Here is a 20,752-nt window from a genome sequence, read left to right as displayed (position 1 = left end):
TAGTCATATTACCAACATTACTCCTACCCACTTAGCTAAGTGGTGGAGCATGTCCGGGCCTTTCGGGGGCTAATTCATATATCGTGAAGGCCTGGAAGCTGTGGGTGAACGACGAAAGTAGACGCGAGAGCGAAGCCACGCCACTTCTATTCTTCCAGGCGACGACTTTACCACATTGCTCTCGCTAGATTGTTTTCTAGGGATTCGCGTGTACTCAAAAAAGAATTCGCATATGCTAAAATAACCTTCAACAATTCGGGGGGAGTTGCGCATGGCGAGCCTGGATTGCGGCCGGGAAGCAGGAGTTGCTCCCGCCGGATCGAACAACATGATAAAGCGGCTAGCTCGATCAGCGGGAGATTGGCTGCTGGGCGTGGAGCCCGAGCGTCTCATCGGCATTGGGCGGCTGGTTACCGCGACTTTTGCAATCCTCGCCATCTATCTTGATCCTACCCGGCCGGTCTCACTCCATGAATCAAGAGTTATATTAAGCCTTTATATTCTTTTCTCAGTGCTGCTGGTCATCTTTCCGATCCGCAAGGCATTGGACAACATCAGCCTTGTCCATATTTTCATTCACGTTATTGATGTTGTGATCCTCGTCTGGCTGACGCTCCTGACGGATGAACTCACCAGTCCCTTCTTCGCAGTTCTACCGTTCGTTCTCCTCGCGATGACGATGCGCTGGGGCCTGAAGGGAGCGGCATTCGGTGCGTCCATTCTGCTGGTCGTCCAATTGATCGTCGGCCTGCCCGATTTAAGGGATGGCGAGTCCGAGCTTAACCTGTTCATCATGCGGTCGACCTACTTCGTCTTCTCCGCCGTCATCCTCGGCTATTTCGGTGCCTACCGGGAACGCAGCCGTCAGCGATTGGCTAAGCTCGCTGAATGGCCGTTTGATGCCATTGCCAATGACCGTCTCTCTTGGCTCGGGCTCAAAACGCGGATTTCTGGCGCCGCCACGATCTCCAGCGGCCGCGCAATGAAGACGATGCGGCAGCGTCGCCAAGGGCCGACGAGGAATTGACCGATTTGATCGCCGACCTGCCTGAATTCGCAGGAGTGGCAGGCGAGCCTATTCGGCGGATTTCTGCTGCGTCCTTTTCCAGCGTTCGCTACCGCGGACGTGTTTTCGTCATCAATTCTCCCGGCCGGCCTGACGAAGGGAGCGCGCTGACGCAGATCATTGCGACACGCTTGGGGTCTGAATTGGAGCGTCTCGCGCTGATACAACAAACAACTGAAGCCGCCCGCTCGGAGGAGCGTGTGCGCCTAGCTTGCGACCTGCACGACAGCGTGCTGCAGGATCTCACTGCCGCACGGCTAAAGCTTAAGCTTGCCGGTGAGGCTGCAGGAAACGACTGGAAACGCCAACTCGATGACGTGAGCTCGCTGATCCTCGAACAGCAGCGGCGCGTCCGCCAATTCGTCGAGAACAATCGCGCCGTCGGCAGCCCGGCCATTATCTCCCTTGAGCACACGCTGACAGGCTTCGCCGGGCTGCTGTCACAGCAATGGAATTGTCAAATCGAGGTTTCGATTAGGCCGCTCGAGTTGGCTGTACCCACATGGATGGTTCACGAAATCAAACAGCTTATGTCAGAGGCGGCCGCAAACGCGGTATGCCACGGGCACGCGACACAGCTCCGCATGTCGATCAGTCAGACCGACTTCGGCCTACAGGTCGAATTCATTGACGACGGATTGGGAATGCCCAGCGGTACGACGCATCCAAGACCTTCATCGCTCTCGGCGCGCGTCGGCAAGCTTGGAGGGGATCTGACGGTTTACCGCACCACGCCCGGCATCAGAATTCAGATTGATTTACCGAGAATTACGGAGGCCCTTTGATCTACTCCGTGGTTCTTGCCGACGACCATCCTTTGCTCCTTGGTGGGCTCCAGCAAATTCTGCTGAGTGCCCCAGATTTCAAGGTGGTGGGTATGGCCGCCAACGGAGCGGACGCACTCACGCTCATTCGCGACCTCAAGCCCAATATCGCGCTGCTTGACGTGTCGATGCCACGGACAAGCGGACTCGAGGTGTTGCGGGCATTGAAGGAAGACCGGCTTCGATTGAAGGTAGTCTTTCTCACGGCAACGATGAGTGGCGCCCAGATCGCCGATGCGATATCGATAGGGGCGTGGGGGATTTTGCTGAAGGAATACGCGCCCGAAGCGCTGCTCGACTGCCTGCGTCATGTCGCAAGTGGCAAGAAATGGCTGCCTGCAGAACTTATAGCCAAGGCCAACGAGACACCCGATGTTGCGGACTTGAGAAAATTCGAGCTCCTAACCGCTCGTGAGCGGGAGATAGCCGCTCTGATATGCGGTGGACTATCGAACCGAACGATTGCTCAAAAGCTAGGGGCCTCCGAGGGAACGATCGGAATCCATCTCCACAACGTCTACCGCAAGCTGGAGATCAGCAACCGGACAACGCTCGCGGCGTTACACGTCCAATACATGGCCTCGCGCGGTGGGTGACAGCAGTCAGGCTTCGCGGAGCCCACTTGGCGCCATGCTTCAGGTGAGCCTCGGCGCGCCGCCGGGCTGGCGCTTATTTTCCTTGTCATGCGCGATGGAGGCCAACGCCCAGATATTTTTCCTGGAGAACCAGACTAAAGTCCGTTTCGGCTCGGGCTTCAGTCCGATTTCCACCGACTCAATAATAATCCATGCTCTGATCGATCTGAGGCGCAGACGTTCTGCATCCTGCGGCAAAGGTTAAGGGCTTTCCTTACCCGCCTTCTGGAAAGCCCTTTTTTGCACATGGATGCTGGCCAGGCGTTCTCCGCCTCCAGTCGGAAAACGGGAACCTCGCGCCCCGTAGTCAGTTTCTCTTTGATCCAATCAAGGGAGAAGCGACATGCCCAACGATCTCGACGCCGGCTTCACTGGCACGCCGACTGAACCAGCGACCGGCGCCCGGAAGGTAGCGCAGACTGCCGCCGGCGCGCTCAGGCGTGAAACAAGCGCTGTGGCGGCAGGAGCAGCAGATCATCCTCATACTGCCACGAGCCTCGTACTCGGGATTGGAGCCATGGCCTTTGCGCTCGGCTACTTGATGGGGAAGTCATCAGCGGAAAGAGACTACCGCTACTGGTGGTAAGCCGCCATCCACGATGGCGTCCATTGTTAGATCTGTCACCGGTGTTCGTCATTTGCGTTTCAGTGATTGCTGCAACCAACCTCGGTGCGGCGCGTTCCTTCACGTAGGAAATCTGAGGAACCCATCAATGAAAACAATCCTTTCCGTTTCGGCCGTCGCCTTGGCATTGTCCACCGGCGCAAGCTTCGCCCAGCAACCCAGCGATGCGGTGCCTCCGCCGCCGGGCAACACAACGGCGGCGCCCGAATCCAATCCGCCGGCGCCGCAAGCAAGTCCCTCAGATGAGGGCCGCCCGCGCGCTGATTGGCGCAGGGGACGGGGTGATCGCCGGCTGCCGCCGCCATCAAAGGCCGCGCATTTCTACATCCAGGATGGCGACGTCAAAATCGACATCAAGTGCGCCGATGACGAACCGACAAAGGTTTGCGCCGACCTCCTCTTGCAGATGCTGGACAGATTGGAAGGGTCGTCATTATCTCGAGGTGATCGCGACCGCGATCGTGGTCGTGATGGCGATGGCGATGGTTACCGGTAGGGTGTCAGGTATGCCCACGGCGTCAGCAAATATCCTCGGAATGACGCGTCTGAACTTAAATCCGGAAAGGCACCGACTGGTGAGGTTGAGGCTGCGTCATCTAAGCTCAAATCTCAGGCCCACTCCCTGCTTCGGCTTATAGCGCCACCGGTTGCTCGTTCGCGAAGTGCAAGACGACAGATAGATCGGCTACCAACTGAGCCATTTGGACGTCAGGCTAGGCCCGATACTACCCGACCGCCTCATTTCTTGGAGGCATGAAGCCAAAGCGCGCGGTCTCCATCGCAAGAGCCGCGCCCATGCGCGATAAGATGCGCAAATTCTTGATTGTCAGGCGAAGGGAAATGTCCGAGCCCAAGTTAAGGGGACCACACCGCCTACCCTGAAAAGTCGAGCCTCCACCAGGTCGGCTCATATGATATAAAAGGTAGCGGGAGGGAAATATTATGGGGCATCAGTATATTTCGCTCGGCGCAGCATGCAACGCCGCGATGATGATCAAAAAGCTGGGCCTGAAAAAGGCATCCTACCCGTTTGATTGGCTCTTTAATCTTGATAGCGGTCTCGCATCCGTTACCGAGATGATCCAGGATGACTTTCAGAAGGTCTGCGCACCTGACTCCTATATGCCCGGAAACCATTCGAAGATTACAACTGAAGTTGTCGCCTACCGCGATTATCCGACCGTCCTGCATATCCACACCAATCCGATGTCGACGACCAGCAAACATGATGAGCTGGTCCGGCGATTTGACCGCTTTCGCTGTGCCCTGAGATCAAGAGATAAGCTGCACTTCGTCTACTACCGCAATCTCGCCGCCTCCCGGCTGACCGATCCGTCCGCCACGGCGCAGCAGGTGCTAAGTCAGCTAATCGACGAGGCAGGCGGGTTCCTCGACACCATATCTGCGCGGCGCGGAGGCGACACGTCTCTGCTTCTTGTTCTGGAAACCAACATTGAGGACATCGTGCCGGCTTCGATCGCGCTGGCGTCAGCGACAGTGCCGGATAGCCGCATCAGAATCGGGCACGCTATCTCACGCTACGATGACAATCCTGAGCTCAACGATGTCTGGAAACGTCAATGGACCGATCTGCTGCTGAACCAGACGGAAATGCCCCTACACCTTACGGCCCGCGCTCTAGCCAAGATCTATCTCAGGCGGCTAAAGAGCTTCATCAAGGGCGACCGCCTGCCTTCCATTTCTTTGCCCTCGCCGCTCACCCATTGAGCGAGCGTTCGGCGAATTCGGAGATTCTTCGAACGACTAGAGGAAAGCGTTGCTGCATGGATCGTTCAACGGTCTGAATATGCAAGCGGAACCCGCACCATCGAAAAAACGAGCGCATCGGGGAGCCGGCATATGAGGGACCTTTTCACGCAAGGCTCGGCGGCCATCTCCGATTGCAGCCTCTACCGCTGGCGGCTCGACCGGATCCTCGGCAGCACCGGCCTGGTCTTCGCCTACTTCGGCGTGAACGGATCAACGGCCGACGGCGAAGAAGACGATCAGACGGTCATGAAGTGGAGCGGCTTCACGGTGCGCAATGGCGGCTCCCGATACATCGTCGGCAACGCCTTCGGCCTGCGCGCCCGCAACGTCCAAAAGCTCGCCGCGGCGGCAGACCCGATCGGCCCTCTCAACGATGCCTATCTTGCTGATATCATTGCCGAGGCTGACGTTCTGGTGCCCTGCTGGGGCAGCCGATTCAAGCTTCCGCGCAGGCTACGGCCTCGCCTGGACGACATGAAAGCGATGATCTTTGCTGCCAGAAAGCCGGTCAAGGCGTTCGGCTTCACCGACGCAGGCGACCCTCTCCACCCATTGATGCTCGCATATGCGACGCCTCTCATCGACTGGAGCGCCGAATAGCCAATTCGGAAAGCATCACGAGGCAGGCGATCATTAGAGCGCGGCTGTTTTTGCTTTCCTCGAGGCATGCGTTCGGTCTATCTAATATTCAGAGGGCCACGTTCATGGAACTTCTCCTGACGCTCGTCATGGCATTCAGCTTGGTTCACGGCGGTGCGGCACCGGATTTACAGAAGCGCGTGTCTGATCCGAGCGGAAGCCAGTCGCCAGTGAGGCCCTCGGCAAACGCCGAGGCTCCCCGCCTGCCCACCCTCCGGCAAATTCTTTCAGTGTACTCGACCAGCTTGAGCGGCAATCCCATGCGGGAGAGCAAAAATACGCTTCGCGTCGTCAGTCAGACGGGGAGGAATTTTGCGGCCGTGTTAGTTGGACCGATGCTCGCCCAATGGATCACCGAGTCTCGCGATGCTTCTCGCAGTTCTCGCACGTCTGGTATTCCTCGCCGGGTTCGCGTGGCGCTCGGATCGGCGTATCCCTCCTATGTCTACGATCGAGTCCGATACAAGATCGGGGAGCGAGGAGAATGGAATATCGCCAAATTGGCGCTCGGCAACGGCGCGCATGCCGTCACCTTGTCCGACACCGTCATTTTCGCCAATCAAGAAGGCGCCCGCAGCTTAGCGCTATGGGCGCATGAACTAAAGCATGTCCAGCAGTACAAGGAATGGGGCGTTCAGGGATTCGCCGAGCGATACATCTACAATTATATCAGCGTGGAGGCGGAAGCATACGCAGCCGGAGACAGGTTCGCCAAAGCCGACTGACGCGTCCCAGGGACGAGCGCCAAGACTTCGATGGCGTCTCACACGACATATTGCAGGTGCGCCTCGCTGGCGGCAATCAGGAATTTCTTGCGAACGTCCTCGGGCGTCGCCACGTCATTGAACGCGTCAAGGCAAGTGACTTCGGCCCGATAGAGCGCCGGCGCTTCCTTCAAGGGCCATTCGGTCACCATGAGCCGATAGGCATCGGCGACCGTTGCCACCACGCGAAAGCGGTCTCCTACTTTGATGTTCACCGGCTGGAAGGCTCGATCATCGACTTGCATGACGAAATACTCCGACGAATCACGCGACTCAACGAATCAGCGGGCGAGTCGTTCCGGCTGCCGCGGAACCATCGCCGGTACAAGGAACAAATCATGGGCGCTCGCTGTTGTATCCGCGAGATCAAGGGGGTTTAGCCATGACCGCCAACGGAGAGCGCCTAGCATTCATATTTTACATCGCCGCCATCATCACGGCGGGTTGCGTCATCGTCATCGGAGCGTTGCTGGCTCCAAAGCCTGACTATGCCGACAGACGACCGGCACAGATCGATCAGAGCCAATGACCGTAGAACCGAGCAAGTATCCGGGAGAACTACGCCCTGGTAGCGGTTTTCGGCGGCACTTCGGTGCGTGAGGCGACGCCCCTCCCGACAGCGGGCATCCCCGCCTCAAGGCAAGCCGCGATAAAGGCTTCGCGCGCCACTTCCGCGGGAACTGCCCGGCTGATCGCTCCACGGCATTTGTCGATTGCTCGATCATATCGCTCGCCATGACGCAAAGGCCATTCGTTTTCGAGAAAATCCAGGGCGTCGAAGGCGGTATGAAATGTCCGTTCAAGTCCGCATTGCAGGTGGATTGCGACTGGAACTCGCCAAGGGACGTCATTGATAAACATGATCACTCCTCCTTTCGCGATATACCAATGCATATTCAAAAATATCGGGTGCGTCGAATTGGGTTCAAGAGGTAGAGGCCGCCCTCTTTTCGAGTGATCGCCTTAGTTGCAGCCACTCTTTTTAGGTAGGCTTTCAACTCTCCTCTTTCGCGTGCGATATGGAACCGGTGCAGCCAGGTTGCGTTTGTCGTATCGTAATGCGGCATCAAATGCCGACCACCGACCACCAATTTGCGCAGGTACATATGAGGGGGATACAGGTCAAAATGGCGCGTGCCGCTCTGGGCTGGGGCGTGCCTGATCTTGCCGCCAGATCAGGCATCGCCGCCACGACATTAGATCGTGTTGAGAACGGCATCGATATGGAGCAATCGACGATGGATGCGATCCAGGCTGCTCTGGAAGCTGCCGGCATCGCCTTCCTGGATGGCGATTACTCCGGCTCGGGCGGTCCGGGTGTGCGGCTGGCACGGCCGCTAGGCTCGTCCCTCGACACCGACGAAGCTCAAACGATCCAGTACCGGGAGGTTTTCGAGAACGATGCGCCGCCCGGCGCCGGTGGCTGAACGGAAGAGAACAGCTATCAGATTTTCAAGCGCATTTCCTTGGCCAGTTCGAAGCCGACGGAGCGATAGACGGGCTCGCCGGGGTCCGAGGCGTGAATGACAACGGTGGTACAACCGATCGACTTCAGATAGTCGACAGCTGCCGCTGTCAGCGCGCGAGCGATACCCTTGCGGCGAAAGGCGTCGTCGACGTAGACGGACCATATATAGCCATGCAACCGATGCTGCGGGGCTATCACCTCGGGAAACGGCGACTGATGGAGCTGGCAGGAAGAGGAGCCGGCAATCGCGCCATCGGCGACAGCCAGAAAGGATCTCAGCCGGCGTTGCGCGCGTCCCTCCTCCATGAAGGTTTCGATCCGAGACATTGCATCGCGCCGATAATGATCCTCGGGCGTACCATAGCTCTCCCATATCCGCAGATAGTGGCCCGCAACGATAGCATCTTCATCGGGTGTGGCGGCGCGAATTTCCATAGCCTACCTCGCAAGCGCTCGCTCTTGTTGCCGCGGTCTCCGCTGGATTGGTGCTGATGTCATTGCAGGTGCGGCTTGCGGAGAAAGCTGTTGCGATCGGCCGACTTGACGCGCAGCCATGCTTCGCGGCCGTTGCGCAAGACCCGCATCGGGATCTCGGCGCCGGCAGGACCGCTCTTCCACACCTTGCGGTAAAAATCGGCGAGCCCCTCAACTTCCCCATCCCGCACCTCCGAGATGATGTCGCCCTGGCGCAAGCCGGCTTCAGCGGCCGGACCTCCCTCGGCAACACTCATGACGACCACATCGCCATTGCTCTCGGCGGAAAAAGCCCCAAGCCAGGGCCGGGGCGGTTTGTTGACACGGCCCCGGTTCAGCAGATCGTCGAGGATAGGTGGCAACAGGTCAATCGGCACCGCCATGTTGATATCCGCGACCTCTCCGCCATGGCTCATTTGCAGGCGAAGCGAGCCAATGCCCAGGAGTTTGCCGTCTGCATCGACGAGGGCCGCACCTCCCCATGAGGGATGAGCCGGCGTGGTGAAGATGGCCTCGTCGAGCAAATACTCCCAATAGCCGGCGAATTCCTGCTTGGCGACGATGTTCGCCTGCACGAACTGGCCAATACCATCGGCAAGGACCACCGGATCGCCGATGTTAGCTTTGGAAGCGTTACCGAAATCCAGCGCCGGGAGGTCAAGCGGCGCAAGCGCCTGCACCAGGCCGAAGCCGCTTTCCTGATCATAGGCGAGCGCATGAGCAGGAACGATATGCCCGTCGTTGCGGGTCAGCCAAACCTCTTCAGACTCGGTAATCAGATACCCAATCGTCAGCACCAGCCCGTTTTCCCGGATGACCACACCGCTACCCTCCCGTCGGGTGCCGAGTGTCGTTGCCGTGAAGGCATCTTCCGGAATTATGGAGCGCACGGCCACGATCGACCGTATGACGGTGTTGATACTACTCATGTTTAGACCTCTATGAGGCGGGCATTGGACGCATATATAGGTATGACGCTGCGCGCCAGACGCAAGGCTCCAGCGCCTCGAATTTCTGGATTGGTCCGCAGCAAAATATCGGCAGGAATGCGCCAGAGAAGATGCAAGGCATAGGCAGGAACGATTCGCCTGCTGCTCGAGCCATTCACTACTCCGCGGGATGCGGTGTCGCCGGATGGTGACCGGACGAAGATAGCGGACGGTTGCGCCACCCCGTCCAGCGGTTCACCAGCCGGAAATAGAGGCCGTAAGGCATTAGCTGAAGAAGCTTCAGCATCAGGATGAAGCGCTTCGGAAAATTGACCTCGAAGCGACCGGATTTGAGGCCCGCCGCAATCTGCTCCGCGGCTTTCTCGGGTGAAACCAGCGACGGCATCGGAAATCGGTTCTTGGCAGCCAACGAGCTCTCGGTGAAGCCGTGGCAAATGATCTGGATGCGGATGCCCATCTTGTCGAGATCAAATTTCAGGCTTTCGGCCATGTTGATCAGCGCCGCCTCGGCCGCCCCATAGGCCGCACCGGTCGGCAGGCCCCCGTAACCGGCAGCGGAGGAGACGATGGCGATCTGCCCCTGCCCCTTGGCCTTCATATGCCGGACGGCCGGCAGAAGGCAGTTGACGACACCGGAGAGATTGACGGCAAAGCTCTTCTCGAAATCCGCGCGGTGCATCTCCTCCGCATGAACAGGCACGTAAACGCCCGTGTTGAAGACCGCCAACGCGAGCGCGCCGTATTCGTATTCGATCGAGGCGAGCACATGCTCCATATCTTCGGGATCGGTCACGTCACCATCGAGAACGATGATGCTGCCCGAAAGACCGCTTGCCTCGGCCTGTAGTTCGGCGAGGCTTTCATGGTTGCGGGCGGTCACCGCGACTTTGTACCCCTCGCCCGCCAGTTTCAGCGCCAGCGCGTGGCCGATTCCTGTACTCGCGCCGGAAATCCAAGCTACTCCATGTTCGGGCTGGGCGATGAAAGTGCGCATGGTAGACTTCCTCAAGAACGGCATAATACCCCGCTGACCTTCGGTTAGCTTCTTTACCATACCATTGTGGCTGCTTTCGGCCGGTTAGATCGCCGATGATCAGGCGATGGCTTTCGGTAAGCTGAATAGGCGCTCCGAGAGCGGCCGCCGCGCGGGCGGCAATCCGTGGGTCACCGGGCTGGAAACGGCGCGAGGCGCGATGTATGGCGGGAAGTCTAATTTTGCCCCGGCAGACGGAGGCATGGAATAGCATTTCTTGCCAACCCAGCCTTGTGAAGGGAAAAGACCGTTCCTAAACTACAGGTTCCACAGAGGCAGATTCCATGACCGTCCATCCATCCGTTATCGAGGCGATCGGCAACACTCCGCTCATCAAGCTGAAGGGAGCTTCCGAGGCGACCGGCTGCACCATCCTCGGCAAGGCGGAGTTTCTCAATCCCGGCCAGTCGGTGAAGGATCGCGCCGCGCTCTACATTATCCGCGATGCCGAGAAAAAGGGGCTGCTGAAACCGGGCGGCGTCATCGTCGAAGGCACTGCCGGCAACACCGGCATCGGGCTGACTGTCGTCGCCAAGGCGCTCGGCTATCGCACCGTCATCGTCATTCCGGAGACGCAGAGCCAGGAGAAGAAGGACGCGCTGAAGCTGCTCGGCGCCGAACTCGTCGAAGTGCCCGCCGTACCGTACAGGAATCCCAACAACTACGTGAAGGTCTCCGGCCGCCTGGCTGAGCAGCTGGCCAAGACCGACCCGAACGGTGCCATATGGGCAAACCAGTTCGACAATGTCGCGAACCGCCAGGCGCATATCGAAACGACGGCCAAGGAGATCTGGGACGACACGAATGGCAAGGTCGACGGTTTCGTCTCGGCCGTCGGCTCAGGCGGCACATTGGCTGGCGTTGCCGCCGGTCTCAAGGCGTTCAACAAGGACGTCAAGATTGCCATTGCCGATCCTGAAGGCGCCGCCCTCTACGAGTTCTACAAGAACGGCGAACTGAAGTCCTCGGGCTCCTCGATCACCGAAGGCATCGGCCAGGGCCGTATCACCGCCAATCTCGAAGGTTTCACGCCGGACTTTGCCTATCAGGTTTCGGACGCAGAAGCGCTGCCCTACATCTTCGATCTCGTGGAACACGAGGGGCTTTGCCTCGGCGGTTCGACGGGGATCAATATTGCCGGCGCGGTACGGCTTGCAAAGGATCTCGGACCGGGTCACACCGTCGTGACGATTCTCTGCGACTACGGCAACCGCTACCAGTCGAAGCTTTTCAATCCCGATTTCCTGACGTCGAAGGGCCTGCCCATTCCGGCATGGCTGACGTCGTCCCAGGATATAAAGATACCTTACGAACCAACAGCGTGAGACCCCATGCCAGTCAATGCCCTCTATCGTGACGACTTCTATCTTTCGACATGCGAGGCGGTCGTAACCGCCATTCACGAGGACGGGGGCATCGAGCTGGACCAGACCTGCTTCTATGCTGCGTCGGGCGGCCAGCCGGGCGATACCGGCTTCCTCGAGCGCTCCGACGGTTCGAAGATCGAACTCGCGCCGACAAAGCATGGGGCAAGCAAGGACATCGTCATCCACGTTCCCGCGGAAGCCCAAGCGCAGCCGGCAGTCGGCGAAAAGCTTGTGCTCCATGTCGACTGGCCGCGCCGATACAGGCTGATGCGCATGCATACGGCCTGCCACCTGCTTTCCGTGGTCTGTTCCTATCCGATCACCGGTGCGGCCGTCGGCGAGGAGGAGAGCCGCATCGATTTCGACATGAGCGAGACGATCGACAAGGACGAGGTGACGGCGAAGATGATGGAACTCGTCGGCCAGAACCACCCGGTCTATATCCAGTGGATCACGGACGAGGAGCTGGCTGCGAATCCCGGCATCGTGAAATCGAAGAATGTACGCCCGCCGATTGGACTCGGACGGGTCAGCCTCGTCTGCATCGGCGAAAACTCGGCGATTGACAGCCAGCCCTGCGGCGGCACACATGTGTCGGAAACGCAGGAAGTCGGCCAGATTCACATCGCAAAGATAGAGAAGAAGGGCAAGGAAAACCGGCGCTTCCGCATTCGCTTCGGCGTGCCCGGCAACGAAGCCTAGACGATCAGGGGAGAGACAAGAATGAGCGAAGAGAAGAGCCGTTTCGTCGTTTCGGCCGACTGGTTGCAGGGCGAGCTCGGAAAGGCCGACCTGCGCGTGCTGGACGCCTCCTTTTATCTCCCGGCGCAGAATCGCGACGCCGACGCCGAATATGCAAGCGGCCATATTCCGGGCGCGATCCGCTTTGACCAGGACAAGATCGCCGATCACTCGACCGGCCTTCCGCATACCATCCCCTCGCCGGAATATTTCGCCGAGGAAGTCGGCAAGATGGGTATTAGTGAGACGGATCGCATCGTCGTCTACGATGGCATCGGCATGTTCGCCTCGCCTCGCGTCTGGTGGCTTTTCCGGGTGATGGGCGCGAAGAACGTCTTCGTTCTCGACGGCGGCCTCGACGGCTGGAAGGCGGAGGGCCGTCCGCTGGAGACGGACGTTCCGACGTACGAGCCGGCGACCTTCAACACGAACTATGCCGCAAGCCGCGTCGTGACGCTCGACACCATGCGCGACATCGTTTCCAGCGCAGCACTGCAGATTGCCGACGCCCGCAGCGCCGGCCGTTTTGCAGGCACCGAGCCTGAACCACGCGCCGGCATGCGTTCCGGCCATATGCCCGGCGCCCGTAGCCTGCCTTCAGGCGTCTTCGCCACCAAGGGCCGGTTCAAGTCGCTGCCGGAACTGAAGGAGACGATCGAGGATGCGGGAATAGACCTATCGAAGCCGGTCGTCACCTCCTGCGGCTCGGGCATTACGGCCGCAATCATCACGCTGGCGCTGGAATCGCTCGGTCATACCGACAACACGCTCTACGATGGCTCTTGGAGCGAATGGGGCAGCCGCGGCGACACGCCGGTGGTGACCGGCCCGCCCGGTCCGGCCAAGGCCTGAGACCCTCCATGGCCAGACCTGCTTCCTCGCTCACGGCTCATATTACCCGGCTGGAAATGACCTCGCCGCCGAAGGCGAGCCTGCCGGTACCGGTCAATATTCAGACCGCGATCATGCGCACGCCAGATATTCCCCTGCCCTTTTACCGGCATCTTTACCGCCAGGTCGGCGCCCGCTGGCAATGGGTCGACCGGCTGAGGATGAGCGATGAAAAGCTGGCGGCAACCCTGCACGACAAGCGCAACAATATCAGCGTGCTTTACGTTAACGGGGCGCCTGCCGGCTTCTACGAATATTTCTGCGAGGACGAGGATACGATCGAGCTCTGTCATTTCGGCCTGATCGAGCACGCGCTTGGCCTCGGTATCGGCAAGTGGTTCCTGCTGCAGGCACTCTATGCGATCTGGACGCTGAACCCGACGCGCGTCACGACAACGACGAACAACCTCGACCATCCTCGCGCGCTGCAGCTCTACCAGATGTTCGGCTTCTCTCCCGTCTCGACCGGCACCGGCATCGTGCGGCCGCTCAGCGACAAGGAATTGCTGGAGCTCGCAAAGAAGAGCTAGCCTGGCAGGAATCGGGTGGTTTCAGCGCCTTTGGAAGCGCATTCATGGCAGTCAAAGAAGGAGACCTGCCATGACCGACATCCGTTTTTCCGCCATGCCGACCGCCGACGCCGAAAACCTTTGGAACGGCGGTACGGACGCCTATGGTTTCCCGCCAGAGACGATGGTGTCTGATGGCCCCGGCCATCCCTGCCGCCATTGCCTGAGGAATATCGATGCTGGCGAGGAATTGCTGGTCTTCGCCTACCGGCCGTTTCCCGAGCTTCAGCCCTATGCTGAAACCGGTCCTGTCTTCCTCCACAAGGAACGCTGCGAGCGCTATGCCGCCGAAGAGGTCCTGCCGCCGGTTCTGACGAGCCCGGATTTCATCGTACGCGGCTACAATGCCGAAAATCGCATCGTCTACGGCACGGGCGCGGTGACGCTGACACCCGATATCCGCTCCTACGCCGCCAAACTCCTTGACCGTCCGGAGATCGCCTACGTGCATGTCCGCTCGGCGCGCAACAATTGCTTCCAGTGTCGGATCGACAAGGAAAAGGCGCCGGCTTTCAGCGAAACCGGCGCCCTCATCTAACGTATGGTGATGGAGTTACGCTACGTTCAGCAGGCTTTCCGGTGCGTAGGCCTCATAGCCCAGCGCATCGGCAACCGGCTTGTTGGTGATGCGGCCCTCGTGAACGTTGAGGCCATTGCGCAAATGCTTGTCCTCGGCGATGGCTCGCATGCCGCGGTCGGCGAGCGCCAGGCCATAGCCGATCGTAGCATTGTTGAGCGCCTGCGCTGACGTGACCGGCACGGCGCCCGGCATGTTGGCAACGCAATAGTGAACAACGCCGTCGACCTCATAGGTCGGCTCTGAATGCGTTGTCGCATGCGAGGTCTCGAAGCAGCCGCCCTGATCGATCGCGACATCGACGATGACGGAACCCTTCTTCATGCCGGACAGCATTTCGCGGGTGACGAGCTTCGGCGCGGCGGCACCCGGGATCAGTACGGCGCCGATGACGAGATCGGCGGAGAAGACCTCCTCCTCCAGTGCCTGAATGCCGGAATAGCGCGTATGGACGCGGCCATTGAAGATGTCGTCGAGTTGGCGCAGACGCGGCAACGACTTGTCGAGAATGCTGACATCGGCGCCAAGCCCCGCCGCCATTCTTGCCGCATGCAAACCGACGACGCCGCCGCCGATGACCGCCACCTTGGCCGGGAGCACGCCCGGCACGCCGCCGAGCAAAATGCCGAGGCCGCCGTTGGCTTTTTGAAGCGCCGTGGCGCCGGCTTGGATCGACAGGCGGCCCGCGACTTCCGACATCGGCGCAAGCAGCGGCAGGCCGCCACGTTCGTCGGTGACCGTTTCGTAAGCGACAGCCGTGACGCCGGAGGCGAGAAGGCCCTTCGTCTGCTCCGGATCGGGCGCGAGGTGGAGATAGGTATAGAGAATCTGGCCTTCACGAAGCTGCGCCCATTCGGAGGGCTGCGGCTCCTTGACCTTCACGATCATGTCGCACTTTTCGAAGATGTCCTTGGCCGAGGCGGCGATCTTCGCGCCAGCGGCACTATAGGCGGCATCGTCCGCGCCGATTCCGGCGCCTGCCTTTGTCTCGACCCAGACCTCGTGGCCATGGGCAACATATTCACGAACCGAAGCGGGTGTCAGGCCGACACGATATTCATGATTCTTGATTTCCTTCGGGCAACCGACACGCATTGAGCGTTCCTCTCCTTCTATGTCCGCTTGGGCGGAGCGTTATCAATGGACAAATCAAAACACCGAACGAACAAAATGTCCTTGCAAAGAGTATTTGCAGCGGGGCCCGTTTTCGAAGATTATTGCGTCAGTCGCTTATTTTCCGAAGGTTTTTCGAATGCAGGAACTCGATGCTATCGATCGTGCGATTCTCAAGGCGCTCCAAGCAAGCGCCCGGATCAGCAATGCCGACCTTGCGGCGAAAGTGGGCCTCTCGGCCTCTGCCTGCTCCAGACGCCTCGACATCCTCGAGAAAAGCGGCGTCATCGCCGGCTACCATGCGCGCCTTTCGCACAAGGCGCTCGAATACAAGATGATCGCCATCGTACATATCTCGCTGTCCGGCCAGTTCGCAAAGACGCTTGCGGAGTTCGAGGCGGCGGTGAAGCGCTGCCCGAACGTGCTCGTCTGCTATCTGATGTCGGGGGAATATGACTATATTCTGCGCGTTGCGGCCCGCGATCTCGAAGACTATGAGCGCATCCATCGCGACTGGCTCTCGGCCCTGCCACACGTCGTGAAGATCAATTCCAGCTTCGCGCTTCGGGAAATTATCGATAGGCCGAATGTCGGCCTTTAAGGCCTTGCAATGCAGTTGGAAACCTGACCTAGGTTCGATCGAACGCGGGCCGTTCCCGCCTCACGGCAAGACATGAAATCCAAGACCCAAGGCTATATTTTCGTCCTTCTGGCGATCACCATCTTTTCCCTGCAAGATGGCATCTCAAAGCATCTGGCGAGCGTCTACCCTCCCGTTCTCGTGACGATGATCCGCTATTGGGCCTTTGCGCTTTTCACGATTCTGCTCGCTTCCAGAATGCGTGGCGGGTTCAAGGCGACAGCACGCACAAAACGGCCCATTCTGCAGGTCTTCCGCGGCGTGGTGCTTGCCGCGCAGGTCGTGGTGGCGATCAGCAGTTTCGCAACCGTCGGCCTCGCCCATTCGCAGGCAATCTTTGCCGGAACACCCATTCTGATCGCCCTGCTCTCCATGCCACTGCTCGGTGAACGCGTCGGTTGGCGCCGCTGGACGGCAATCTGTGCGGGGCTCGCAGGCGTGCTTCTGATCTTGAAGCCGGAAAGCGGCTTCCTCGATCCGAAGCTGTTGCTTCCTATCTTCGGCTGCTTTCTTTTCGCCTTCTACGTCCTCGCCACCCGCCTCGTCAGCCGCGATGATTCCGCCATGACCAGCTTTTTCTACACCGGCGTCGCCGGCGGCATTACGATGACGCTCATCGGGCCTTTCTATTGGACCGGGATGTCAGCCGGCGACTGGGGGTGGATGGCGCTTCTCTGCATGACCGGCATCTCCAGCCATTACTTCCTGATCCGCGCCTATGACATGCTCGATGCCTCAGCCGTTCAGCCGCTCACCTATCTGCAGCTTGTCTATGCCTGCATCATCGGCGTTACGATCTATAGCGAAACACTGACATTCAACATGATCGTGGGCTCGGTGATCGTCGTCGCAGCCGGCATTTTCACGATCTGGCGCGAGCACGTGGTCGCCCGCCGCGCGCGGAATCAGAAGATCGAAGCCAGCTCATAGTTTAGCAATTGCTGTAAAAACATTTTCAATCTTTTCGCGATAACCTAGGCTATAAATTTCAATTGGGAGCAGCAGCATCATGCGAAATTTGAATATCATTACCCGTAAGGCTGAACGAAAATATTGCCGCGTGTTCGGGAAGGTCCGCTACCTCAACAAGGAAGTGGACGCCCGTATCATTGACATGTCTGTCACCGGCATGGCGGTCGAAATCAGATCGCCGATCCATGCGGCATCCGGCAGCCGCGTACAGATCCTAGCGGAGGACCTGGGAACGCTCCATGGCATCATCCGCTGGACCCACAATGGCCGCCTTGGGATCCAGTTCGATCCGAACTCCAACGCCCAGGCGCAGGTCGCCTCCTATTTCCGGTTCTTCCACAAGGACGTGAAGCCGGTCCTGACGCGCTAAATCCCTGTTATTTTCAGGGTTTACTCCTTTGGAAATCGCCCTAGTCTCGCCTCAGCGCAGCTGATGCCTGGTTTTCAAAGGAGTTCCCATGGCTTCCGTACTCGAACTGCCGCCGATTAGCCGGCGTTCACTGCTTGGCGGCATTGCCGCAACTTCGGCGCTCGTTCTCCTCCACCCTTTCACGGCGCGGGCAGCCGCCAATCAGGCGCATCTGCGGCTCATGGAAACGACGGATATTCACGTCAACGTCTTTCCCTACGACTATTATGCCGACAAGCCGAACGACACGATGGGTCTGGCGCGCACGGCGACGATCATCGATTCGATCCGTGGCGAAGCGGCAAACTCGCTGCTGATCGACAATGGCGACGTGCTGCAGGGCAATCCGATGGGCGACTACATGGCCTATCAGCACGGCATGAAGGACGGCGACGTCCACCCCATCATCAAGGCGATGAACACGCTCGGCTATACGGTCGGCACGCTTGGGAACCACGAGTTCAACTACGGCCTCGATTTCATGTTCAAGGTGCTTGGCGGCGCGAATTTCCCGTTCGTCTGCGCCAACCTCACCAAGGGTCAGCTTGCCTCCGATCCGACGAAGGACGATCTGTTCTTCAAACCGTACGTGATCGTTGAAAAGCAGATCAAGGATGGCGCAGGCAACGAGAGCCCGGTCAAGATCGGCTTCATCGGCTTCGTGCCGCCGCAGATCATGCTCTGGGATATCAAGAACCTTGAAGGCAAGGCGCAGACCCGCGACATCGTTGAGGCCGCGAAAGCCTGGGTTCCTGTCATGAAGGAGGAGGGCGCGGATATCGTCATCGCGCTTTCCCACTCCGGCATCGACGGCGCGGCACCATCCGAGAAAATGGAAAACGCCTCGCTCTACCTGGCTGCCGTCGATGGCATCGACGCGATCTTCACCGGCCACCAGCATCTGGTCTTCCCCGGCCCGAAGACCTGGGACGGCATTGCCAATGCCGATCCCGTCAAGGGCACGCTGCACGGCAAGCCGACAGTCATGGCAGGCTTCTGGGGCTCGCATCTCGGCCTCATCGACCTGCTTCTGGAAAAGGACGGCAAGAGCTGGAAGATCGCCGACTTCACCGCCGAGGCGCGCCCCATCTATCATCGCGACGAGAACAAGAAGATCGTCGCCGATGTCGCCGATAAGAAGGAAGTGATCGCGGCCGCCAACACCGAGCACGAGGCGACGCTCGCCTATGTCCGCACGCCGGTCGGCAAGACGTCGGCACCGCTCTACTCCTATTTCGCGCTGGTTGCCGACGATCCGTCGGTCCAGATCGTCAGCCAGGCGCAGACCTGGTACATCAAGCAGATGCTTGTTGACACAGAGTTCAAGGCTCTTCCGGTGCTTTCGGCGGCCGCTCCTTTCAAGGCAGGCGGCCGGGGCGGTGCCGATTACTACACCGATGTTCCTGCCGGCGACGTGGCGATCAAGAATGTTGCCGACCTCTATCTCTATCCGAACACCGTCCAGGCGGTTGTCGTGACCGGCGAACAGGTGAAAAACTGGCTGGAAATGTCTGCCGGCATGTTCAAAGAGATCAAGCCGGGCGCCAAGGACGCGGCGCTGCTCAACAATGATTTCCCGTCCTACAACTTCGATGTCATCGATGGCGTGACTTACCAGATCGACCTGTCGCAGCCGCGCAAGTACGACAATGACGGCAAGCCGATCAACGAAAACTCGAACCGCATCCAAAATCTGCAGTTCGACGGAAAACCGATCGATTCCGCGCAGAAATTCGTTGTCGTGACCAACAACTATCGCGCCGGCGGTGGCGGCAAGTTCCCGGAGATCGCCTCAGACAAGGTCGTCTTCCAGGCGCCGGATACCAACCGCGACGTCATCGTCCGCTTCATCCACGACCAGGGCACCATCAACCCCTCGGCCGACGGCAACTGGACCTTCAAACCGCTAGCCGGAACAACCGCCGTTTTCGAAAGCGGACCGAGGGCCAAGCAGTTTCTGGCGGACGTCAAGGGCGCGAAGATCGAGGAAGCCGGCGAAGGAAGCGACGGCTTTTCGAAATTCCGGCTGGTACTCTAGAGCGGTTCAGCTTTTCACGGAATCACGGAACCGCTCTATCTCTTTGTTTTCACGCAATTCCGGACGGAAAACCGCTGCGCACTTTTCCTGGAATTGCTCTAGAGCTGGTGTGAACCGGCGAGGCTGCAGAGCCTCGCCTACTCCGCCGCTAGCGGGATTTCGGGTGGCCGGATTTCGTTCAGAAATGCCTTGAAATCCGCATGATTGGGGCACCGCAAGAGCCGCGCTTCGAAAGCACCGATCATCCATGCGGTTGCCGGTCCGGGCGGATTGGCAAGGCGCCGCATGGCATAAATTGGATACTCGCCCTGTTCGTAGGCCTGAAGGTCAAGGTGAACGAGCCTACCGTTCGCGAGATCATCATGGATTATCGACGCAGGCAGACCGCCCCATCCCAAGCCCCCCCGGATCAACGCGTGCTTGGTCGAAATGTCGCTGACGCGCCACGTCTTGTAGGAAAGCACGTTGAAGTCTCGGCCCGTTGTCAGCCCGGACGCGTCGGTGACGACGAGTTGCACCTCCTCGCGTACATCTCCGAGCGTGAGCGGCCGGTCGATCCGGACCAAGGGATGGTCGCGTGAAGCGACGGGCAGCATGAAGGAATGACCGATCTTTTCCATATGGATCGAATCATCCTGTTTCCGAACAGCTCCGCCGATGCCGATCGTCGCCTTGCCGCTCAGAACGGAGTCCATGACCATACCGAGTTCGCCAACCGCAAGATTTAGCGCAACGGAGGGAAACTTCTCTTGGAACTCCCGCAGCACATCCACGATCGCCGGCGACGGGACCATGACGCTCATCGCGACGGAAACCTCCGCTTCCAGTCCGTCCTTCAGGCTTTTCACGCGGGCACGCATCACCTGCAGGTCAGTCATCAGACGGCGTGCGTCCTCGAGCATCGCCTTGCCGGCGGCCGTCAGTTTCGGCTGGCGCGCACCCGACCGCTCGAAGAGCGGCATCTCGAGCTGCGCCTCAAGATTGGCGATCGTATAGCTGATGACCGACTGCGCCCGGTTCAAGACGCGGGACGCTGCGGAGAAGCTGCCGGTTTCGGCAACGGTCAAAAACACCTGTAGTTGGTCCAGGGTTGGGTTCGGGAGCATATATCCAATCCATCGATGATTTTGATCGACATTATCCCAGTTTTTTCGATAGCGGGCCAGACTTATTTTCCTTCTCGAAGC

Annotated in this window: 27 protein-coding genes; 19 read left to right on the top strand and 8 right to left on the bottom strand. The window is 59.2% G+C overall.

Going from position 1 to position 20,752, the window contains the following annotated elements; all coding sequences use genetic code 11:
• The first annotated feature begins 271 nt into the window (after nt 1–271).
• The 3 genes from ACPYOI_RS17895 to ACPYOI_RS17885 are packed head-to-tail and all read left to right on the top strand — an operon-like array spanning nt 272 to nt 2,486.
• Nucleotides 272–1,027 (top strand): hypothetical protein, encoded by a 756-nt coding sequence (locus tag ACPYOI_RS17895; RefSeq protein WP_481423134.1) that lies wholly within the window; start codon nt 272–274, stop codon nt 1,025–1,027.
• Nucleotides 1,024–1,851 (top strand): sensor histidine kinase, encoded by an 828-nt coding sequence (locus tag ACPYOI_RS17890; protein ID WP_481423133.1) that lies wholly within the window; start codon nt 1,024–1,026, stop codon nt 1,849–1,851. Before ACPYOI_RS17895 ends, ACPYOI_RS17890 begins: the two co-directional genes overlap by 4 nt.
• Nucleotides 1,851–2,486: a response regulator gene (locus ACPYOI_RS17885; protein WP_481423135.1), complete on the top strand. Its 636-nt coding sequence runs from the start codon at nt 1,851–1,853 to the stop codon at nt 2,484–2,486. The genes ACPYOI_RS17890 and ACPYOI_RS17885 overlap by 1 nt, the downstream gene beginning before the upstream one ends.
• A gap of 39 nt (nt 2,487–2,525) precedes the next feature.
• Here the strand turns inward: ACPYOI_RS17885 and ACPYOI_RS17880 are convergent, their stop codons facing one another.
• Complete coding sequence (locus ACPYOI_RS17880; protein ID WP_481418193.1) at nt 2,526–2,723, bottom strand: hypothetical protein; 198 nt, start codon at nt 2,721–2,723, stop codon at nt 2,526–2,528.
• Nucleotides 2,724–2,868: 145 nt separating this feature from the next.
• Here ACPYOI_RS17880 and ACPYOI_RS17875 point away from each other — a divergent pair, with 145 nt between their 5' ends.
• From ACPYOI_RS17875 to ACPYOI_RS17855, 5 genes are all read left to right on the top strand, one after another.
• Nucleotides 2,869–3,111 carry a hypothetical protein gene (locus tag ACPYOI_RS17875; protein WP_481418192.1) on the top strand — a complete coding sequence of 81 codons (243 nt, stop codon included), beginning with the start codon at nt 2,869–2,871 and terminating at the stop codon, nt 3,109–3,111.
• Nucleotides 3,112–3,238: 127 nt separating this feature from the next.
• Nucleotides 3,239–3,646 (top strand): hypothetical protein, encoded by a 408-nt coding sequence (locus ACPYOI_RS17870; protein ID WP_481423132.1) that lies wholly within the window; start codon nt 3,239–3,241, stop codon nt 3,644–3,646.
• A 446-nt stretch (nt 3,647–4,092) separates the two neighbouring features.
• Entirely contained in the window at nt 4,093–4,878 is a 786-nt protein-coding gene (locus ACPYOI_RS17865; protein ID WP_481418191.1) for a DUF1796 family putative cysteine peptidase, read from the top strand.
• Nucleotides 4,879–5,010: 132 nt separating this feature from the next.
• On the top strand, nt 5,011–5,520 hold the full coding sequence (locus ACPYOI_RS17860) for a DUF1643 domain-containing protein (protein WP_481418190.1): 510 nt from the start codon (nt 5,011–5,013) through the stop codon (nt 5,518–5,520).
• 104 nt (nt 5,521–5,624) lie between these two features.
• Complete coding sequence (locus ACPYOI_RS17855) at nt 5,625–6,284, top strand: eCIS core domain-containing protein (protein ID WP_481418189.1); 660 nt, start codon at nt 5,625–5,627, stop codon at nt 6,282–6,284.
• Between the two features lie 38 nt (nt 6,285–6,322).
• On the opposite strand, the gene ACPYOI_RS17850 is transcribed toward ACPYOI_RS17855, so the two are convergent.
• Nucleotides 6,323–6,568, bottom strand: a complete 246-nt coding sequence (locus tag ACPYOI_RS17850) for a DUF982 domain-containing protein (RefSeq protein WP_481418188.1) — start codon at nt 6,566–6,568, stop codon at nt 6,323–6,325.
• Between the two features lie 137 nt (nt 6,569–6,705).
• Between ACPYOI_RS17850 and ACPYOI_RS17845 the strand changes: the two genes are divergently transcribed.
• Nucleotides 6,706–6,852: a hypothetical protein gene (locus ACPYOI_RS17845; protein ID WP_481418187.1), complete on the top strand. Its 147-nt coding sequence runs from the start codon at nt 6,706–6,708 to the stop codon at nt 6,850–6,852.
• Between the two features lie 29 nt (nt 6,853–6,881).
• Here ACPYOI_RS17845 and ACPYOI_RS17840 read toward each other — a convergent pair whose 3' ends face one another.
• The gene (locus ACPYOI_RS17840) at nt 6,882–7,184 is read right to left on the bottom strand and encodes a DUF982 domain-containing protein (RefSeq protein ID WP_481418186.1); all 303 of its coding nucleotides are present in this window, start codon (nt 7,182–7,184) and stop codon (nt 6,882–6,884) included.
• 266 nt (nt 7,185–7,450) lie between these two features.
• Here ACPYOI_RS17840 and ACPYOI_RS17835 point away from each other — a divergent pair, with 266 nt between their 5' ends.
• Nucleotides 7,451–7,750 (top strand): helix-turn-helix domain-containing protein, encoded by a 300-nt coding sequence (locus tag ACPYOI_RS17835; protein ID WP_481418185.1) that lies wholly within the window; start codon nt 7,451–7,453, stop codon nt 7,748–7,750.
• Between the two features lie 17 nt (nt 7,751–7,767).
• Here ACPYOI_RS17835 and ACPYOI_RS17830 read toward each other — a convergent pair whose 3' ends face one another.
• From ACPYOI_RS17830 to ACPYOI_RS17820, 3 genes are all read right to left on the bottom strand, one after another.
• Nucleotides 7,768–8,226 carry a GNAT family N-acetyltransferase gene (locus ACPYOI_RS17830; protein ID WP_481418184.1) on the bottom strand — a complete coding sequence of 153 codons (459 nt, stop codon included), beginning with the start codon at nt 8,224–8,226 and terminating at the stop codon, nt 7,768–7,770.
• 59 nt (nt 8,227–8,285) lie between these two features.
• Nucleotides 8,286–9,194 carry a S1C family serine protease gene (locus tag ACPYOI_RS17825; protein WP_481418183.1) on the bottom strand — a complete coding sequence of 303 codons (909 nt, stop codon included), beginning with the start codon at nt 9,192–9,194 and terminating at the stop codon, nt 8,286–8,288.
• A gap of 178 nt (nt 9,195–9,372) precedes the next feature.
• A complete protein-coding gene (locus ACPYOI_RS17820; RefSeq protein ID WP_481418182.1) occupies nt 9,373–10,209 on the bottom strand; it encodes an SDR family NAD(P)-dependent oxidoreductase in 837 nt (278 codons plus the stop codon).
• A 323-nt stretch (nt 10,210–10,532) separates the two neighbouring features.
• Between ACPYOI_RS17820 and ACPYOI_RS17815 the strand changes: the two genes are divergently transcribed.
• From ACPYOI_RS17815 to ACPYOI_RS17795, 5 genes are all read left to right on the top strand, one after another.
• Entirely contained in the window at nt 10,533–11,573 is a 1,041-nt protein-coding gene (locus ACPYOI_RS17815; RefSeq protein ID WP_481418181.1) for a cysteine synthase A, read from the top strand.
• 6 nt (nt 11,574–11,579) lie between these two features.
• Nucleotides 11,580–12,317, top strand: a complete 738-nt coding sequence (locus tag ACPYOI_RS17810) for an alanyl-tRNA editing protein (protein ID WP_481418180.1) — start codon at nt 11,580–11,582, stop codon at nt 12,315–12,317.
• A gap of 21 nt (nt 12,318–12,338) precedes the next feature.
• On the top strand, nt 12,339–13,208 hold the full coding sequence (gene sseA / locus ACPYOI_RS17805; protein ID WP_481423131.1) for a 3-mercaptopyruvate sulfurtransferase: 870 nt from the start codon (nt 12,339–12,341) through the stop codon (nt 13,206–13,208).
• A gap of 8 nt (nt 13,209–13,216) precedes the next feature.
• A complete protein-coding gene (locus ACPYOI_RS17800) occupies nt 13,217–13,777 on the top strand; it encodes a GNAT family N-acetyltransferase (RefSeq protein ID WP_168829417.1) in 561 nt (186 codons plus the stop codon).
• A gap of 70 nt (nt 13,778–13,847) precedes the next feature.
• The gene (locus ACPYOI_RS17795) at nt 13,848–14,354 is read left to right on the top strand and encodes a DUF1203 domain-containing protein (protein ID WP_481418178.1); all 507 of its coding nucleotides are present in this window, start codon (nt 13,848–13,850) and stop codon (nt 14,352–14,354) included.
• Nucleotides 14,355–14,369: 15 nt separating this feature from the next.
• Here ACPYOI_RS17795 and ald read toward each other — a convergent pair whose 3' ends face one another.
• Nucleotides 14,370–15,488, bottom strand: coding sequence for an alanine dehydrogenase (ald, locus tag ACPYOI_RS17790; protein WP_481423130.1), 1,119 nt, complete (start codon nt 15,486–15,488; stop codon nt 14,370–14,372).
• 157 nt (nt 15,489–15,645) lie between these two features.
• On the opposite strand from ald, the gene ACPYOI_RS17785 reads away from it, so the two are divergent.
• From ACPYOI_RS17785 to ACPYOI_RS17770, 4 genes are all read left to right on the top strand, one after another.
• Nucleotides 15,646–16,107, top strand: a complete 462-nt coding sequence (locus ACPYOI_RS17785) for an Lrp/AsnC family transcriptional regulator (protein WP_168829414.1) — start codon at nt 15,646–15,648, stop codon at nt 16,105–16,107.
• Nucleotides 16,108–16,179: 72 nt separating this feature from the next.
• Nucleotides 16,180–17,076, top strand: a complete 897-nt coding sequence (locus ACPYOI_RS17780; RefSeq protein WP_481418176.1) for a DMT family transporter — start codon at nt 16,180–16,182, stop codon at nt 17,074–17,076.
• Between the two features lie 79 nt (nt 17,077–17,155).
• Nucleotides 17,156–17,488, top strand: coding sequence for a PilZ domain-containing protein (locus tag ACPYOI_RS17775; RefSeq protein ID WP_481418175.1), 333 nt, complete (start codon nt 17,156–17,158; stop codon nt 17,486–17,488).
• 88 nt (nt 17,489–17,576) lie between these two features.
• A complete protein-coding gene (locus ACPYOI_RS17770) occupies nt 17,577–19,565 on the top strand; it encodes a bifunctional 2',3'-cyclic-nucleotide 2'-phosphodiesterase/3'-nucleotidase (RefSeq protein WP_481418174.1) in 1,989 nt (662 codons plus the stop codon).
• A 137-nt stretch (nt 19,566–19,702) separates the two neighbouring features.
• Here ACPYOI_RS17770 and ACPYOI_RS17765 read toward each other — a convergent pair whose 3' ends face one another.
• Nucleotides 19,703–20,671 carry a LysR family transcriptional regulator gene (locus ACPYOI_RS17765; RefSeq protein ID WP_481423129.1) on the bottom strand — a complete coding sequence of 323 codons (969 nt, stop codon included), beginning with the start codon at nt 20,669–20,671 and terminating at the stop codon, nt 19,703–19,705.
• Nucleotides 20,672–20,752 lie beyond the last annotated feature (81 nt).

The organism is Rhizobium sp. SVR5-2C, assembly GCF_056755115.1.
This window is presented reverse-complemented; position numbering and strand designations above follow the sequence as displayed.